Consider the following 15,762-nt stretch of genomic DNA (forward strand, 5'->3'; position numbering starts at 1 on the left):
TTACAATCCTGTCACAAACCCGCCAAAAGAGACGGCCGCCGCCGGAGTGCGCGACTCCGGCGGCGGCCGTTTGCCGACACCCTGCACCAGGATTACTTGTTCTTGTATTCCTTGCGCTTCACTTCGTAGAGTTCGTCAAGGTAATCGGCCTTGATCTTGAATTCCTCGGCCTTGCCGAGCAGGCTTTTGAGGGCCGCGTCCGCCTCGGCCAGGGCCGCGTCGGCCGCGCCGGCCGCCTTGCGGGCGATGCGCTCGTTTTCCGCCGCCCGGACCTCTTCCATCACCTTGCGGTACTCGGTCTCGGCCTTGCGCAGCTCCTTGGCCAGCTGCTCCGGCATCATGGAGTCATAATCCTGGGCCGCCGCCTGCCCGGGGGCAAAAAGCGCCAACACGACCAAACAGCAAACCGCCGCAACAAAACCGGCAACGCGTCCGCCGCGTCCCGTCAACATGTCGATTCGACCCATGGCATGCCTCGCGTCCTGTAATATGGTGGGACATCCCCGCCGCCAGCCGGCGCAGGCGGGCGCGTCCATGCCCGTTGTAGGCCCGCCGCTCCAAAATTACAACCGTTTGCCGGACCAAGTTGCGCCTTGGCGTGCCATTGACCGGCTTGCCGGAAGCGGGGTACACCCGCCAGCGAAATTTCGCCCCGCGCAGGCTTGCGCGGCCGCTGCAAGGAGCCCCTTTCATGGCCAGGTACGAAACGGTCATCGGCGTCGAGGTCCACGCCCAGCTCAAAACCAAAAGCAAAATCTTTTGCTCCTGTTCCACCCGCTTTGGCGTTGATCCCAACGAAAATGTCTGCCCAGTCTGCTCGGGCATGCCCGGCGTGTTGCCGGTCTTAAACGCCACGGTCGTCGAGTATGCCGCCAAGATGGGCCTGGCCACGGGCTGCGTCGTCAATCCGGTCTCGGTCTTTGCCCGTAAGAACTATTTCTATCCCGATCTGCCCAAGGGCTACCAGACTTCCCAGTTCGAGCAGCCCATCTGCGAGCACGGCCATGTGGACATCACCGTGGACGGCACGGCCAAGCGAATCGGCATCACCCGCATCCACATGGAAGAGGACGCCGGCAAGAACATCCACTCCGCCGCCGACAACCTAAGCTACGTGGACCTCAACCGGGCCTGCGTGCCGCTTATCGAGATCGTCTCCGAACCGGACATGCGCGGCCCCGAGGAAGTCGTGGCCTACTTAAAGGCCCTGCGCGCCATCCTCGTCTACCTCGACGTGTGCGACGGCAACATGGAAGAAGGCTCCTTCCGTTGCGACGCCAACGTGAGCTTGCGCCCGGTGGGCCAGGCCGAGTTCGGCACCCGGGCGGAGCTCAAAAACCTCAACAGCTTCCGCCACGTCCAAAAAGCCATTGAATACGAGGTGGAACGCCAGGCCGACATCCTCGACGACGGCGGGAAGGTCATCCAGGAAACCCGCCTCTACGACGCCGCCAAAAACACCACCGCCTCCATGCGCGGCAAGGAAGAGGCCCACGACTACCGCTATTTCCCGGACCCCGACCTCGTGCCCGTGCGCATCGAGGCCGCCACCCTGGATAAATGGCGCGCCGAACTGCCTGAGCTGCCCGAAGCCCGCCGCGCCCGCTTCGTCGCCGATTTCGGCCTGTCCGACTACGACGCCGAAGTGCTCACCGCCGAGCGCGACATGGCCGAATACTTCGAAGCCGCCGTGGCCGCCGGGGCCGACCCCAAAAAGGCCGCCAACTGGATGCAAAGCGAGCTTTTGCGCGAACTCAACCAGGCTGGCGTCGCCGCCCGGGACGCCAAGCTCACCCCCGAGAAACTGGCCTCCCTCGTAAAGCTCATCGACTCCGGCGAAATCTCCGGCAAGATCGCCAAGCAAATCTTCCCCGACCTTTTTGCCCAGGGCCTTGACCCGGCCGATTACGTGCGTCAAAAGGGCCTGTCGCAGATTTCCGATTCCAACGCTCTGGAATCTGCCGTGGAGGCCGTGCTGGCCGCCAACCCGGCCGAGGTGGAAGCCTTCCGGGGCGGCAAGACCAAGCTCATGGGCTTTTTCGTGGGGCAGATCATGAAGGCGACCAAGGGTCAGGCCAACCCGGGGCTCGTCAACGAACTGCTGCAAAAAAAGCTCGGCTAGGGCCGCGCTCCGAAGACGAAAGGAATCCCGGCCGCGGTGAACGCGGCCTGCCGCCCTTTTTGCTCGGACGCGGCGCAGCCTCATGACGCGGCGAACCGCCCGGAGCGTTGCGCGGAAGGGTTTTGCGCGTGGCTTGTGGCGACGCCTTTTGGGCGGCCGCCCGGGCCAGGGTGAAACGCAACACGCCAAATTTGCGACTGATGCTGCCCTGGCCGCCAGGGCCTGCCCGACCGCCCGGAGGCGGCGCGGGGCGCGTTTTGGACACTCTTATCCCGGAAGCCGCCATGACCGACCATATCGCCTTTTCCGTCGACAAACAGGCCCTGCTCCTCCTTGACCAGCGTTTCCTGCCCGACCGCGAGGAATGCTTCGTGGTGCGCAACACCGCCGACACCGTCTACGCCCTGCAAACCATGGTGGTTCGCGGCGCGCCGGCCATCGGCGTCACTGCCGCCTACGGCTGCTGGCTGGCCGGACGCGAAGCGGCCGAAGCCGGAGACGCCTGGAAGGACCGCCTGCGGGAACTCCTCGTCGAGCTGGAACAGGCCCGCCCCACCGCCGTCAACCTGCGCTGGGCCGTGGAACGGATGCGGGAAAAATGGGCGTCCATGGGCGACGTCTCCCTGGAGACGCTGCTCTCGACCTGGCTGGGTCTGGCCCAGGACATGCACAGCGAAGACATCGAGATCAACAAGGCCATGGGCAGAAACGGGGCCGACCTCATTGCCGACGGCGACACCGTGCTCACCCACTGCAATGCCGGCGCCCTGGCCACGGCCGGCTACGGCACGGCCCTGGGCGTCATCCGGGCCGCCTTCGAGCAGGGCAAGCGCATCCAGGTCATCGCCGACGAGACCCGGCCGTTTTTGCAGGGCGCGCGCCTGACCGCCTATGAGCTGGCCAAGGAAGGCATCCCGGTGACCGTCGCCTGCGACAACGCCGTGGGCCATCTCATGAAGCGCGGCATGGTCCAAAAGGTCGTGGTCGGCGCGGACCGCATCGCCGCCAACGGCGACGCCGCCAACAAGATCGGCACCTACACCGTGGCCCTGGCCGCCAAGGCCCACGGCGTGCCCTTCTACGTGGCCGCTCCGGCTTCCACCTTCGACCTGCGCATCGCCACGGGCGACGAGATCCCCATCGAGGACCGCACCCCGCGCGAAGTCACCCATGTGGGCGAACACCGCATCACCCCGGAAAACGTCCCGGTCTACAACTACGCCTTCGACGTCACCCCGGCCGAACTCATCGCCGGCATCATCACCGAGCGCGGTGTCCTGACCGCGCCCTATGTCGAGTCCATTCGCGCCGTCATCGGCGGGAAGTAGTACGCAACCCAAAGCGAAAAGGACCCAACAGATGTCTCTCGACGAACGCATCATCACCCAGGCCATCCTGGAGACCTATTTCGAGAAGTTCAAATCGAGCCTTGATCTTGACGTCGCCATCGTCGGCGGCGGCCCCTCGGGCATGACCGCCGCCCGGCTTTTGGCCGCCGACGGCTTCAACGTCGCCCTGTTCGAACGCAAGCTGTCCCTTGGCGGCGGCATGTGGGGCGGCGGCATGACGTTTAACATGATCGTCGTCCAGGAAGAGAGCGTGCACCTGCTCACCGACGTGGGCGTGCCGGTCAAACGCTACAAGGACAACTACTTCACCGCCGACGCCGTGGCCGCCACCACCACCCTGGCCTCGGCCGCCTGCCTGGCCGGCGCCAAGATCTTCAACTGCATGAGCGTCGAGGACGTCATGCTGCGCGAGGAAAACGGCGTCAAACGCGTCACCGGCATCGTCATCAACTCCTCGCCCGTGGAAATCGCCGGCCTGCACGTCGATCCCGTGGTGCTGGGGTCCAAATACCTCGTCGAGGCCACCGGCCACGCCGTGGAAGTGCTGCAAACCCTGGTGCGCAAAAACGACGTGCGCCTCAACACGCCCTCGGGCGGCATCGAGGGCGAACAGTCCATGTGGGCCGACACGGCCGAGATCAACACCGTCAAGAACACCCGCGAGATCTTCCCCGGACTGTACGTGGCCGGCATGGCCGCCAACGCCAGCTACGGCTCCTACCGCATGGGGCCGATCTTCGGCGGCATGCTGCTGTCGGGCGAAAAGGTCGCCGCCGACATCGCGGCGAAGCTGAAAGGCTAGCAGACCAGGGCAGGCGAAAACCGCTCCCGTTCCCGAAACCGGAAAACGCTCCCTCCACAGAAAAGGGCCGCGGCATTGCGCTGCGGCCCTTTTTTATGGAGTCTCGCCCCGCCTTTCCCTTTGCAGGGGTCCGGGGGGATCATCCCCCCGGCCGCCGGAGGCCTCTTTCCCCCCTACCCACAATCGATCCCCGCGTCGCAAAACCGCCCAACGCCGTATTCGCGTCGACGGAAGAACTTTTCCGGGTCCGGGCCGATGATCTGCATTTCCCGGTGGCGCTGCTGCATGGACAGGGCGATGCGCATCTCCTTGGTGCAGCCGGTGGAGAAGGTGGCGTCCTTGCCGGCCCAGACCGGCGGCGCCTTGCGGCCGATGAGCTCGAAGCTCTTTTCGATGTCGAAGTGGGTCTGGAACCGCCACACATCAATAAGGCCGCTGCGCTGCACCTTTTCCCACATGAACATCAAATCGTCGGCGTCCATGCCCTCTTCGAAGTGCTCGGCCGGATTGATGATGTAGACCCCGGGCAGCTTGCGGCGCAGGTAGGCCACAAAGGCCGTGACCAGCTCGATGGCCACCTTGGTCTGGCCCGGTACCGAGCCGATGATGGCGCTGTAGAACATCACTGACCGGCCGGCCGTCTTGGCTTGGCGCATGCCGAGGATGATCTCCTCGGCCTTGGCCGTGATCTCGGCCTCGGTAAAGGACACCGCTCCGGGAGCGCGGGGCTTGAAGTCGAAACGCAGCCCGTCGCCGGGCAGGCGGTAGAAGGCGGCCACGTCCCGGGTGAACTGGTGGCTGGTGAGGATGAGCCGACGATGGTTGCGTTCGCCCTTGGCCACCACGAGATCGGCCTCTTTCCAGGCCCGGGCAAAGGTCACGGACACGCGGTAGAGATTAAGCCGCTCGCGGGTGCCGTCGGAGATGACGGTGAGCGGATTTTCGCGGATCACCTGCAGCAGCTCGTTTTTGGTGATGCGCTGGTCGGTGAGGAAATGGGCGTCGGCCAGGGCCGTGTCCAGGATGGGGTCGCCGTCGGTGTCCCAGATGGTCGGGGCCTCGAAGTAGAAACCCTCCTTGAAGGCCAGCATGACCCGGTGGCCCATGCGCAACAGCGTGCGCACGGCCAGCAGGTCGAACATGACCCCGCCGGCGGTATCGATGAGATAAAGGATCTTGAGCCTGGCCCCGCGCCGGGGATCGAGCATGGTCTCCAGCCGGGAAAATTCCGGCGGGAAGCTTTCCATGACCGCGTCCAGGGCTTCCGGGCCGGGACAGGCCCCGTCGCCCTCCCAGACTTCGGGCATGACGGACATGGCGAACAGCCGCTTGAGCTCCAGCAGGTCCAGGACATGGCGCAGCTCGGGGATGGAGCCGCAGCCGGGCAGATCGGTCGGGCAGGCGTGGAGCATGCCGCGAAAGGTTTCGCTTTGGATGAAGGCGAAGGCCCGGCGGTTGGCGGCCCGGCGGCGTTCCCGGTAGGGGTCGTCCAGGCCCGACTGGGTGAGGAAAATGGTGTTGAGGCGCTTGCCCAGGCGCGAGGGAATCAGCGTAGGTTTGACCAGGGCCTGGCGGTACTTGAGCTGGCACAGGGTGCGGATCTTGCGCCGGGTGTAGTCGTCGGGGACAAACGCGTCGATGAGCCCGTCGATGCGGGCCAGGCGGGCGTCGTACTCGGCCACCACCAGCGGATCGGCCTGCTCGGTGAGCAGATGGCCGAACATGGCGTCGGTGCAGGGCACGTAGATCTGGTCCGGGGCCAGGGCCACCATGAAGCGCAGCTGCTCGGGGGAGGCGTTTTTTTCCGGGTCGATGGAGTGTTCGAGGTTGTTCTCGGTCATGAAATGCAAAAGCCAGGCGTCGAGGATGGGATCGACGCCGTAGCGCGGGGCTTGGCCGGGGACGGGCAGAACGGAGGGGACTTCCTGGATCATGGGCGGTTAATAAATCCCTTGAGCCGCAGGCGCTCGAAATAGCTTTCCCCCGGGCGCTTGGCCAGACGCAGGCAGCGGTCGGCCTTGGTGACGAGCACCACGTCGTGGTCGTCCAGGGCAAAGAGTTCCTGGCCGTCGCAGGTCAGGTACATGTTGGTTTCCGGGGCCGACAGGGCCAGGCGCACCGGCGCGTCGGCCGGCACGACCACGGGTTTGAAGTCGCTTAAAAACGGGCAGATGGGCACCACGCACAGGACGTCCAGGCCCGGGTAGATGAGCGGCCCGCCGGCCGAGACGCAGTAGGCGGTGGAGCCGGTGGGGGTGGAAATGACCACGCCGTCGGCCCGAAGCGTGCAGACGTCGGTATCGCCAAGGGTCACGTCAAAGGCGGCCAGCCGGGCCATGGCCCCGCGGCTGATCACGGCGTCGTTGACCGAGATGGTGGAAAAGACCGTCTCGCCCCGGCGGATGACGGCCACCTCGATCATGAGGCGGCGGGTCTCAACAAAGCCGTTGCGCAGGATGTCGCCGAGCACCGCTTCCCAGTCGGCGAGGCCGGCCGAGGTCATAAAGCCCACCCGGCCGAGGTTGATGCCCAGTAGCGGCACGCCGTCGACCACGCGCTTGCGGGCGGCCGAGAGCATGGTGCCGTCGCCGCCAAGGATGAGCGCCAGGTCCGGCGGCGCGGCCACCACGGCCCCGGCCGGCAGGACCGCGTGGGCGGCGTCGGGCAGATTTTCCCGCACGAGACACACGACGTCCCGGGCGGCAAGCCATTGGGCCACGGTCCAGGCCATGGCCCGGGCCTGGTCGTGGTCGGCTTTGTAGATGACGAGAACAGTGCGTATGGAAGGCGACATGATGTGGGTCCGGTTGTTGTTGCCCCGATCAGGCCGGGGGAAGCGTGTTATAAGGCAAAGGGGCAGGCGATACAAGGAAGGCGGCCCCGGGTTTCCCGGCGATTGGGCATGGATTTTTTTTGCCGCTCCCTCTAAAGGTTAGGGCGAAGCGTCCGATAAGACCCCAGAGAAGGAGCCATTCGCCGTGACCGCCATCCCTTATCAGGTCAGCGCCATGCTGCGCACCTACGGACGGCAGGTGACCACGGCCCGGCGGCTGGCCCGGTTCCGTCGGTCGCTGCAGCCCGTCGATGACGAGGAAACCCAGATTTCCCGGGAGGCCAAGCGCCGGGAACTGGTGGGGCGGGTGGCGGCCGAGATCGTGGAGAACTGCATCGTGGCCGGCAGTGAAACGCCGGTGGTCGAGGAGCTCAAGGCCGAACTGGAAGAGGAACTCGGCTTCCCCGTGGTGTTCGCCTATCCTCCTGAAGAACAGGAAATGCAGATTTTTCGCAAGGACCCGGGGAGACAGGCCGAACCTCTTGTCGGCGAGGCCAAGGCGGCCGCCATGCGGCGGTTGTGGGAATTGGCTCTGGAAAAAGTTGACGCAACCATGCTCTAATCATCGGTCCCCCCGCTGCCGATAAGTACAGTGCGGATAACGCGGGAGGGGGGTCGCCATGGACATCAAGAACATCTTCGGAATCAATCAGCCCTATGGGCAAAATCGTGTCGGGCGTAGCGACTCCGGCGAATCTTCAAGCGTTTCGCGTGGCAAGGCGGGCAGTTCCGGCGGCGCGTCCGGTTCGTCGGCCGACCGGGTGACGCTTTCCGACGGCGGCAGGCTCGTATCCGTGGCCACCCGAACGGCCCAGGAAGCCCCGGAATCGCGGGCCGACAAGGTCGCCGCCCTCAAGGCCCAGGTGGAGGCCGGCACCTACCAGCCGGACTCCAAGAAAATCGCCGAGAAGCTGCTGACCATGGAGTCGGAGTTGTTCGGCTAGGCCGCACGCGCCAAAAAACGCGCCGCGAAGCCCTCGGGCGACGCGGCGACGCGAACTAACGGACAAGTATTTCCTGACGCCTTTTCGGACCGCCTCGGCGGGTCCGGGAAGGCGTCAGCTCTTTTTGGGAGTGGCCATGCCCGGCGTATAATGGGCCGGGTAGCGGGAGTCGGTCTGGGGAATCTGCAGGCCGACGCGGGCCTCGTTGTTGACCACGATGGGGCCGCTGAGATTTAAGGTGGTACGCTCGGGCATCCCCTGGGGGATGGTCACGGTGACCAGGACAGTGGCCTGCTCCCGGGAGTCGATGCCTAAAAGCCGCCGGTCCGCCTCGCCGATGACCACTTCGTATTCGGTCATAAACGAGTAGGGATCGGCCACGAGCAGCCCCAGCGACGGGTTGTCGAGGCTTTGCAGCACCAAAAACGGGGAGTCCTCGCGCACCTGGATAAGGGTGAATTCCCGCTGATCCCCGAAGCCAATGAGGCCTCTGGGGAATTGCAGCACCCGTTCTTCCGGCAACGTCAAGCGCCCAAGGCGCGTTTCCACTATTCGTTCGTTTTTTTTGGCCATAACTTCGCCGCCGCCAGGACATCGGAATCCATGGCGCAAAGCGCCTGCCGATTCTGTTCAAGCACCCGCAGATAAACCTCTTCGCGATACACCTGCATGTCGTCGGGCACTTCCAGCCCGATCTTGATCTGCTTGCCCTGGACTCCCAGGACGGTGATCTTGATATGGTCTCCGAGGTGCAGGCTTTCGCCCGGCCTCCGGGTCAAGATGAGCATGAACGCCCACGCCCCCACTTGTGTTTCTGGACGCGAAAAATGCCGTCTTCGCGCCCGGTTATCGACCCTTCTAGCCGTGAGGGCCGGCCTTTGTCAACGCCTGGGGCCGCGGCTGCTAAATATAGCTGACCAGGGACAGGTTCATCACCGTACTCGAGGACTTGAGCACGGCCTGATAGGCCAGCTCCTGCTGGGCCAGCTTGGTGATGAGCTCGGTCAAGTCGGCGTCCTCGGTCTTGCTCAGGGTATCCCCAGCGTTCTCGGCCAGGGTGTCGACCATGACGCCGGCCGCCGTCACCCGGTTTTCCCGCGCGCCAACCGAGGCGGCCACGGTGAGCACCTGCTCCTGGGACGCCGTCAGCTGGTCCAGGGCTTCCTGGCAACCCTGCTGGTTGTTGGTTTCGAGGTAGCCCACGAGCTTGCCCACGGTCTCGAACAGGTTGGCATCGACCGAGCCTTCGAAGGTCACGGCCTGCCCGTTGTAGACGCCGCCGAAGATGTCCTTGCCCACGCCGTTGACCGTGACCGAGTCCGTGGGGGAAATGGCCACACTGATGTCGGCGGTGCTGGGCTGGATGAAAAACTGGCTGCCGGAAACCACGGTGCCGGCGCTGTCGAGGGTCAGCGAGCCGCCGGGCACGGGCAGGCTCACCGTCGTGCCGCTGGGCGTGCCCGAGGTGTTGCCCGACACCCAGGAGCGGCCGCCGTCGGTGCTGTAGGAATAGGCAAAGGGCGCGCTGAAATCGCAGTCCTCGTCCAGACGCACGGCGACGTTGCCGGAAAATACCCCGGCCGCCGAGGCCGTGGCCCCGGAGTTGGTCGCGTCGATGACGGTCACGCCGTCGTTGGTGTTGCCGTTGTAGACCGCCGTGGGCCGGATCCACATCCAGGTGCCGTTTTCGTCCTCGTGGTCGGCGCAGGCCGTGACGGTGTCCAGGGCGTCGTTGTCCAGGGTCATGGTCACGCCGCCGAGGTTGAGTTCCTGGGGATCGTCGGTGGTGGCGGTATTGTAGGAGCCGGTGGTCCAGGTGGTCCCGCCGTCGGCGGAGTAGGAAAACGCCGGCTGGTGTCCGGCGGTGTCGGTGCCCATGAACTGCACCAGCAGCGTGGAATTGCTGGAGCCGGTGAGGGTGAAGCCGCCGTTGGAAGCGGCGACCGCCGCATTGAAGGTCTCGTCGTTGGAGTTCATCCACAGGGCCTCGGAGAAGGCTTCGGTATCCACCTTCTGGCCGGCGAACAGGGACTGCCCGCTGTACTCGGTGTTGGCCAGGGAGATGAGCTGCTGGAAATACTGGCGCACGGCCGAGGCGATCTCTCCCCGGTTCTCCTCGGTGACGGACCCCGTGGCCCCCTGCTCGGCATAGCCCTTGATGGAGGTGATGAGCGTGCTGACCGAGGTCAGCGCGCTGTCGGACTGGGTCAGCCAGCCTTCGGCGCTGGTGATGTTGCGCTTGTACTGGGTGAGCTGGCTGATGTCGCAGCGCGTCTGGAGCACCAAGGCCGCGCCGTTGGGATCGTCGGAGGGCGCGTTGATGCGCTTTTGGGTGGACGACTGGAGATTGGTCTCCATGAGCCGGCTCAAGGCGGCATTGTTTTGCCGGACGATGGAGCCGTAGATGCTTTGCTGGGCGACGCGCATGACCATGGTGAACCTCCGGGAGCCTAGTTTTTGAGCCCCAGGACTGTCTCGAACATCGAATTGGCGGTGCTGACGAGCTTGGCCGCGGCCTGGTAGGAATGCTGGAACTTGATCATGTTGGTCAGTTCCTCATCGAGATTGACGCCGGAAGTCGAGAGCTGCTGCTCGTTGAGCTCGGCGGCCAAGGCCGCCTGGTAGGTGGCCTGGTACGAGGCGGCGGCGGTGTCCGAACCGATCTTGGACACCAGGGAGGCGTAATTGTCGGTAAGCGTCTGGTTCACCGTGGTCTTGCCGGCGACATAAAAGGAAATGGCGGTGTTTTCCAGTTCGGTCATGGCCTTGGCCGTGAGGTTGTCGCCCACGGCCACCAGCCCGTCCGCGCCCACGTGGCCGGCGTTGATCCGATTGAGGTCGGTGCCGACGACATCGTTGACGGCCACGTCCGAAGCCCGGGAGCCGGTGAGAAACGTGTTGACGCCAAGGGCGGCCAAAACACCCGAGGAATCGTCGCCGAACTGGAAGGTACGCCCGTTGACCCCGCTGATGGACAGGCGGTTGTTGCTGATGGACGCGTCGAGATAGGTGTCGGAAAAGGCTGGCGGAGAAAACGCGTTGTCTATCGCCGTGACCAGATCATCCAGGGTCGTGACCCCGGGGGTGAAGGCGATGGACGCCTGGACCGGGTTGCCGCTGCCGTCCACGGCGAGATTGCCGTTGGCGTCGTACGCATACAGCATGAACGCGCCGGACTGGAGCCTGTCGCCAAAATCCAAGCCCGAAGACCGGGAATCAAGCGCCACGTTCGTCAACGAAACGGCGTTGGTCCCCAGGACCGTACTGAAATTCGTCAGGCCCGCGCCCTGGGAATGGATGCGGTTGACTTCCCAGACCATGCTCTTGGCAAAGGCGTCGAGGGTGTCCTGAAACTCGCCGAGCTCCTCGTCGCGGAACAGGAACGCGCCGGCCAGCGCCCCCCCGGTGAGACGCCGGGTGTTGTCCGTGCCGTCGGCGTACTGCTGGGGGGTGATGTTCTCGGCCGTGCCGGCCGTGGTGTACCAGTACAAGGCCTTTTTCGGGACCAGGGTGAAGGTGTCGCCGACATTGAGGTTGTCGGCCGCCGGGGTGTCTGGGTCGTCAACATTGGCGAACCAGATGTCGAGGTCGCCAACCCGGACCTTGGAGCCCTCGGCCTCGGCCTGATAGACCGCCGTCGTGCCGTCGTCGTTGGTCAACCAGGTGCGGCCGCCGTCCAGGGACACCTGGAAGGCCGCGCCTCCGCCCACGGCTCCGCCCGACACCACCTTGAGGGTGTATTCGTCGTTGTCGGCGCCGTCGTAGTAGGCCTGGACGTCGCTGACGGGAGGGCCAAGGGACGTGGGCGAAAGCTGGCGCACGGTCTGGCCCTGCTCGAACTTGAAGTCAAAGGCCACCACCCCGTCCACCACGGTCTGTCCAGCCGTAGTGTAGACCGTGATGTCGCCCTTGCCGTTATCGATCACGTTGATATCGACAAGGCCCGCCATCTCGCGCAGCTTGACGTCACGCAGGTCGTAGAGATTGTTGGGATTGCTCTTACCGTCGATCTGGGTCTGGTTGATCTGGTTGTTGAGGTCGGCAATGTCCTTGGCCAGTTCGTTGAGCTTGTCCACGCCGGCGGCGATGCTTTGATCGGCCTGATCTTCGAGCTGCCGCATGGAATCGGCCTCGGAGCGCAGGGTGCTGAGCAGGGTCTCGGTGTCGTCCACCAGGGTCTGGCGCACGGCGGCGCTTTCCGGATTGGTGGTCAGGTCGCCCCAGTCGTCGAAAAAGGTGCTCAGCGACGTGTTGAGCCCATCGGTGTTGGACTCGTTGACGAGATTCTGCACGCTTTGCAGGCCGTTGTAGAGGGTCTGGTAGCGGTCCCGGGCCGACACCTTGGTCAGGTATTGGGCCTCGACGAACTTGTCATGGGCGCGCACCACTTCCTGGGCCACCACGCCGGTGCCGACCTGGCCGGTGAACGTGTTGACGTACTGGCCGTCCTTGAGCACCACCGACTGGCGGCTGTAGCCCTCGGTGTCAACATTGGAAATGTTGTTGCCGGTGACCTGCAAGGCCGCCTGGTTGGCGCGAAGGGCCCCTGCCCCCATGGACAGCAGGGAAGTGATGCCGGACATCAGAGCCTCCCGCTGATCATGCCCGGAGGCGGCGTGGCCGAGGCCATGCGGCCCCTGGCCCCGTAGACGCCCTTTTTCGGGGTCATGAGCTTTTGCAGGTTGTCCAGGCTCGACTTGGTCACGTCATACAGCCCAAGAGCCATGGCATAGTTGCGCGAGGCCTGCTTGGCCGAGCGCTGCTCGGTCTTTTCGATGGCCTCATAAAGGCCCAGGGCCGCCTCCCGGGTCTGGGGGTCGAGCTGTCCGACCAGATCGGCCAACCGCTTGGCCTGGGGGTCCAGGGCGGCGTACAGGGCGTGGAGGCTGTGGCGCTCCGCCGTGATCTGGCGCAGCAACTCCTGGATGGAAAATTCCACCGAGGCTACCGCCGCGGGCTGGCGCGTGGAAAGATGGGAAAATTCTTCCGCCAGAAGGCTTTCCAGGAGGGCGACGGCTCCAAGCTGCCGGCGCAGGTTCGCAAGTATCTGACCCTTCATGGCGTTCCTCGATTTTATTCGCAATTCCAGCAAATTAAAGCGGTCCCTGCAGGACTCCCGAAACGGCCAGCAGGCCATGGGGGTCCACCGTGTCGCCGCCCCGGCGCAGTTCGAAGTGCAAATGCGGCCCGGTGGAGCGTCCGGTGCTTCCTACCTCTGCAATTTTTCCGCCAGCCTGGACGCTGTCGCCCGGCCGCACCGCGTAACCGCGCAAATGGCCGTACACGCTCTTCCAGCCGCCGGGATGCTCCACCTCCACCACGTTGCCATAGCCGCCCTTGGTTCCGGCATAAGTGACGACGCCGTCCCAGCAGGCGGCCACCGGATCGCCCTCGGCCGCGGCGATGTCCATGCCGGCGTGCCAAGCCTTGCCGCCCTTGAAGGGATCGGTGCGCCAGCCGTAATCGGAGGTGATGTCGCCCCGGGTCGGCGCGGCCATGGGCCGGGCCGCCTGGGCCTCGGCCAGTCCGTCATCGTTTTGACGGCTGCCTTCGGCCGGCTCGTGGGCCGGGCTCAGCGCCGGCATGGCCGACTGGCCATGGGCCGCCGCCCCGGGCCGGGCCAGGGCCGCCGCCACGGCCGGCGAAAGCTGTTGCGCCTGGACCGGCCGGCCGCCGCGCGGCAGGGTCGCGTCCGTGACGGTCAGATTGGACGAAGCCACGCCCAGGCCATGGGTTCCCGTCGGCCGGTTGGCCGGCAACACGTCGCCGATGCCCGCCTTCTCGCCGCCGCCAAGCACCTTGCCCTTGAGCTGGCGGTACATCATGTCGGCCAGCCCAATGCCGCCGGCCTCGGCCATCTTGTCGCACATGGCCTTGTCGAACATGGAATAATACTGGTCCTCGTACTGGCCGCGCAAAAGCCCGTCCTTGGGGACCGTGGCCCGCATCTGGGAAAACAGCTTGGAGATGAACACCGACTCAAAGCCCTGGCAGGCCTCGCGCAGCTTGGCTTCCTTGTCCTTGCCGCCGGAAAGCGTCTGGCGCAGGGCGTCGATCTCGAGCTTCTGCGCGACGTCGCTGTGCAAAGAGGCGGTGGCGGCCACATCGGCCATGCCCTCGGGAACGCTCATGGCAGTCATCCTCGCGTTGCTGCGTCGGTTTTTTGGCCATTCGGCCCCGACACCCCTGGTAAGGCAAATTGCGGGCCAGTTTGGCTGGGAGAGGGAGAGAAGAGCCTCCGGCGGCTGGGGGCCTAAGGCCCCCAGACCCCCCACATGGAGAAATGTTTAAGGGGCTTCGGCGAGGATAGGCCCATACGGAGGCGAACGGCCCTTGACGGAAACCACCGATACTACGGCGGGCAGGAGAGACGCTGCCTCTGCCTTGCCCTCCCCGCTGAGGGCCTGAGGCTCCCGGCCCTCGTATGGGTGAAGGGGCCTCCTCCCTCCCCTGCCCCGCCGGTTGCGCAACAAAACGCCCCGGCGGTCCGTGACGGACGCCGGGGCGGCGATGCCTTTTCTGGCGAACGGCGCGGCGCGCGCCGGCCCGGCAGCGGCCGGACTAGTTGACTTCGAGGTCGGCCGAGAGCGCCCCCGAGGCTTCCAAGGTGCGCAGGACGCTGATGAGGTCGCGCGGCGTGGCCCCCAGGGCGTTTAACCCTTCGACCAGTTCTTGCAGGGTCGCGCCCTCGATCATCTTGAGCTTCCTGTTCTCCTCGTTGACCGCGATATTGGTCTCGGGCGTGACCACGGTGCGGCCGTTGGAGAACGGCAACGGCTGGGACACGTCGGCCGATTCCTGGACCTGGATCTGGAGGTTGCCGTGGGTGACGGCCACCGGCGAAATCTGGACGTTTTGGCCCAGCACCACCGTGCCGGTCTTTTCGTCCACCACCACCCTGGCCCGGTGGTCCGGGGTGACGTCGAGATTTTCGATGGAAGCCATGAGCATGGCCAGGTTGCCCTGGTTTTCCGGCGGCACGGCCAACCTGATGGTGCCGGCGTCGATGGCCGTGGCCATGGCCTGGCCCAGGGATTCGTTGACCCGCTTGGCCAGCCGGGTGGCCGTGGAAAAGTCGGGATTGCGCAGCGACAGGGTCAGATCGGGCTGGTCGTTGAAGGCAAAGGGCACGCTGCGTTCGATGTTGCCGCCGCCGGGCACCATGCCCACGGTGGTGATGTTTTTGGACACCGACGCCCCGGCCCCCTGGGCCGACACGCCGCCGACCAGCACCGACCCCTGGGCGATGGCGTAGATGTTGCCGTCAATGCCCTTTAAGGGCGTCACCAGCAGCACGCCGCCAAGCAAGCTCGTGGAGTCGCCAATCGACGACACCGTGACGTCGAGCCGGCTGCCGGCCTTGGACGACACCGGCATCTGGGCCGTGACCATGACCGCGGCCACGTTTTTGGGCTTGAGCGTCGCCTTGTCCACCCGCACGCCCATCTTGTCGAGCATGTTGTAGATGGACTGGACCGTGAAATCCGAGCCGCGCTGGTCGCCGGTGCCGGAAAGCCCGACCACCAGGCCGTAGCCCACGAGCTGGTTCTTGCGCATGCCCGACACCGTGGCCAGGTCCTTGATGCGGGCGCTGTGGGCCGTGTGGACCACGCCAAGCACCAAGGCGGCCAGGATGAGCACGGCCAGCATGGCCGGCAGGCTGTCCGGCATTGCCGCCGTCATGACGGCCAGGGCCGGACGCCGTGTCTTCG

At 65.2% G+C, this 15,762-nt stretch carries 15 protein-coding genes; 5 read left to right on the forward strand and 10 right to left on the reverse strand.

The features are described from left to right. Nucleotides 1-92: 92 nt before the first annotated feature. Nucleotides 93-467: a hypothetical protein gene (locus tag DMR_RS15020; protein WP_043600803.1), complete on the reverse strand. Its 375-nt coding sequence runs from the start codon at nucleotides 465-467 to the stop codon at nucleotides 93-95. Nucleotides 468-691: 224 nt separating this feature from the next. Here DMR_RS15020 and gatB point away from each other — a divergent pair, with 224 nt between their 5' ends. The 3 genes from gatB (at nucleotide 692) to DMR_RS15035 (ending at nucleotide 4,273) form a co-directional block, all read left to right on the forward strand. Then, a complete protein-coding gene (gene gatB, locus DMR_RS15025) occupies nucleotides 692-2,122 on the forward strand; it encodes an Asp-tRNA(Asn)/Glu-tRNA(Gln) amidotransferase subunit GatB (RefSeq protein ID WP_015861785.1) in 1,431 nt (476 codons plus the stop codon). 284 nt (nucleotides 2,123-2,406) lie between these two features. After that, the gene (gene mtnA / locus DMR_RS15030; RefSeq protein ID WP_043600805.1) at nucleotides 2,407-3,450 is read left to right on the forward strand and encodes an S-methyl-5-thioribose-1-phosphate isomerase; all 1,044 of its coding nucleotides are present in this window, start codon (nucleotides 2,407-2,409) and stop codon (nucleotides 3,448-3,450) included. Nucleotides 3,451-3,481: 31 nt separating this feature from the next. After that, nucleotides 3,482-4,273, forward strand: a complete 792-nt coding sequence (locus DMR_RS15035; RefSeq protein ID WP_015861787.1) for a sulfide-dependent adenosine diphosphate thiazole synthase — start codon at nucleotides 3,482-3,484, stop codon at nucleotides 4,271-4,273. Nucleotides 4,274-4,446: 173 nt separating this feature from the next. On the opposite strand, the gene DMR_RS15040 is transcribed toward DMR_RS15035, so the two are convergent. Further along, the gene (locus DMR_RS15040; protein WP_015861788.1) at nucleotides 4,447-6,207 is read right to left on the reverse strand and encodes an ARMT1-like domain-containing protein; all 1,761 of its coding nucleotides are present in this window, start codon (nucleotides 6,205-6,207) and stop codon (nucleotides 4,447-4,449) included. Then, complete coding sequence (locus DMR_RS15045) at nucleotides 6,204-7,067, reverse strand: NAD(+)/NADH kinase (protein ID WP_015861789.1); 864 nt, start codon at nucleotides 7,065-7,067, stop codon at nucleotides 6,204-6,206. Before DMR_RS15045 ends, DMR_RS15040 begins: the two co-directional genes overlap by 4 nt. A 184-nt stretch (nucleotides 7,068-7,251) precedes the next feature. On the opposite strand from DMR_RS15045, the gene DMR_RS15050 reads away from it, so the two are divergent. Continuing rightward, complete coding sequence (locus DMR_RS15050; RefSeq protein WP_015861790.1) at nucleotides 7,252-7,668, forward strand: DVU0524 family FlgM-associated protein; 417 nt, start codon at nucleotides 7,252-7,254, stop codon at nucleotides 7,666-7,668. A gap of 58 nt (nucleotides 7,669-7,726) precedes the next feature. Continuing rightward, on the forward strand, nucleotides 7,727-8,050 hold the full coding sequence (flgM, locus tag DMR_RS15055) for a flagellar biosynthesis anti-sigma factor FlgM (protein ID WP_015861791.1): 324 nt from the start codon (nucleotides 7,727-7,729) through the stop codon (nucleotides 8,048-8,050). A gap of 114 nt (nucleotides 8,051-8,164) precedes the next feature. Here the strand turns inward: flgM and fliW are convergent, their stop codons facing one another. From fliW to DMR_RS15090, 7 genes are all read right to left on the reverse strand, one after another. Beyond that, a complete protein-coding gene (fliW, locus tag DMR_RS15060) occupies nucleotides 8,165-8,623 on the reverse strand; it encodes a flagellar assembly protein FliW (RefSeq protein WP_015861792.1) in 459 nt (152 codons plus the stop codon). Then, nucleotides 8,599-8,838, reverse strand: coding sequence for a carbon storage regulator CsrA (gene csrA / locus DMR_RS15065; protein ID WP_006918472.1), 240 nt, complete (start codon nucleotides 8,836-8,838; stop codon nucleotides 8,599-8,601). Before csrA ends, fliW begins: the two co-directional genes overlap by 25 nt. A gap of 115 nt (nucleotides 8,839-8,953) precedes the next feature. Further along, nucleotides 8,954-10,483, reverse strand: coding sequence for a flagellar hook-associated protein FlgL (gene flgL / locus DMR_RS15070; RefSeq protein WP_015861793.1), 1,530 nt, complete (start codon nucleotides 10,481-10,483; stop codon nucleotides 8,954-8,956). 17 nt (nucleotides 10,484-10,500) lie between these two features. Next, a complete protein-coding gene (flgK, locus tag DMR_RS15075) occupies nucleotides 10,501-12,633 on the reverse strand; it encodes a flagellar hook-associated protein FlgK (protein WP_015861794.1) in 2,133 nt (710 codons plus the stop codon). Next, a complete protein-coding gene (gene flgN, locus DMR_RS15080) occupies nucleotides 12,633-13,109 on the reverse strand; it encodes a flagellar export chaperone FlgN (protein ID WP_015861795.1) in 477 nt (158 codons plus the stop codon). The genes flgK and flgN overlap by 1 nt, the downstream gene beginning before the upstream one ends. A 34-nt stretch (nucleotides 13,110-13,143) precedes the next feature. Next, nucleotides 13,144-14,181, reverse strand: coding sequence for a peptidoglycan DD-metalloendopeptidase family protein (locus DMR_RS15085; RefSeq protein ID WP_043600807.1), 1,038 nt, complete (start codon nucleotides 14,179-14,181; stop codon nucleotides 13,144-13,146). A gap of 430 nt (nucleotides 14,182-14,611) precedes the next feature. Then, nucleotides 14,612-15,733: a flagellar basal body P-ring protein FlgI gene (locus tag DMR_RS15090; RefSeq protein WP_043601793.1), complete on the reverse strand. Its 1,122-nt coding sequence runs from the start codon at nucleotides 15,731-15,733 to the stop codon at nucleotides 14,612-14,614. Between the last annotated feature and the right edge of the window lie 29 nt (nucleotides 15,734-15,762).

The organism is Solidesulfovibrio magneticus RS-1, assembly GCF_000010665.1.
GTDB lineage: Bacteria > Desulfobacterota > Desulfovibrionia > Desulfovibrionales > Desulfovibrionaceae > Solidesulfovibrio > Solidesulfovibrio magneticus.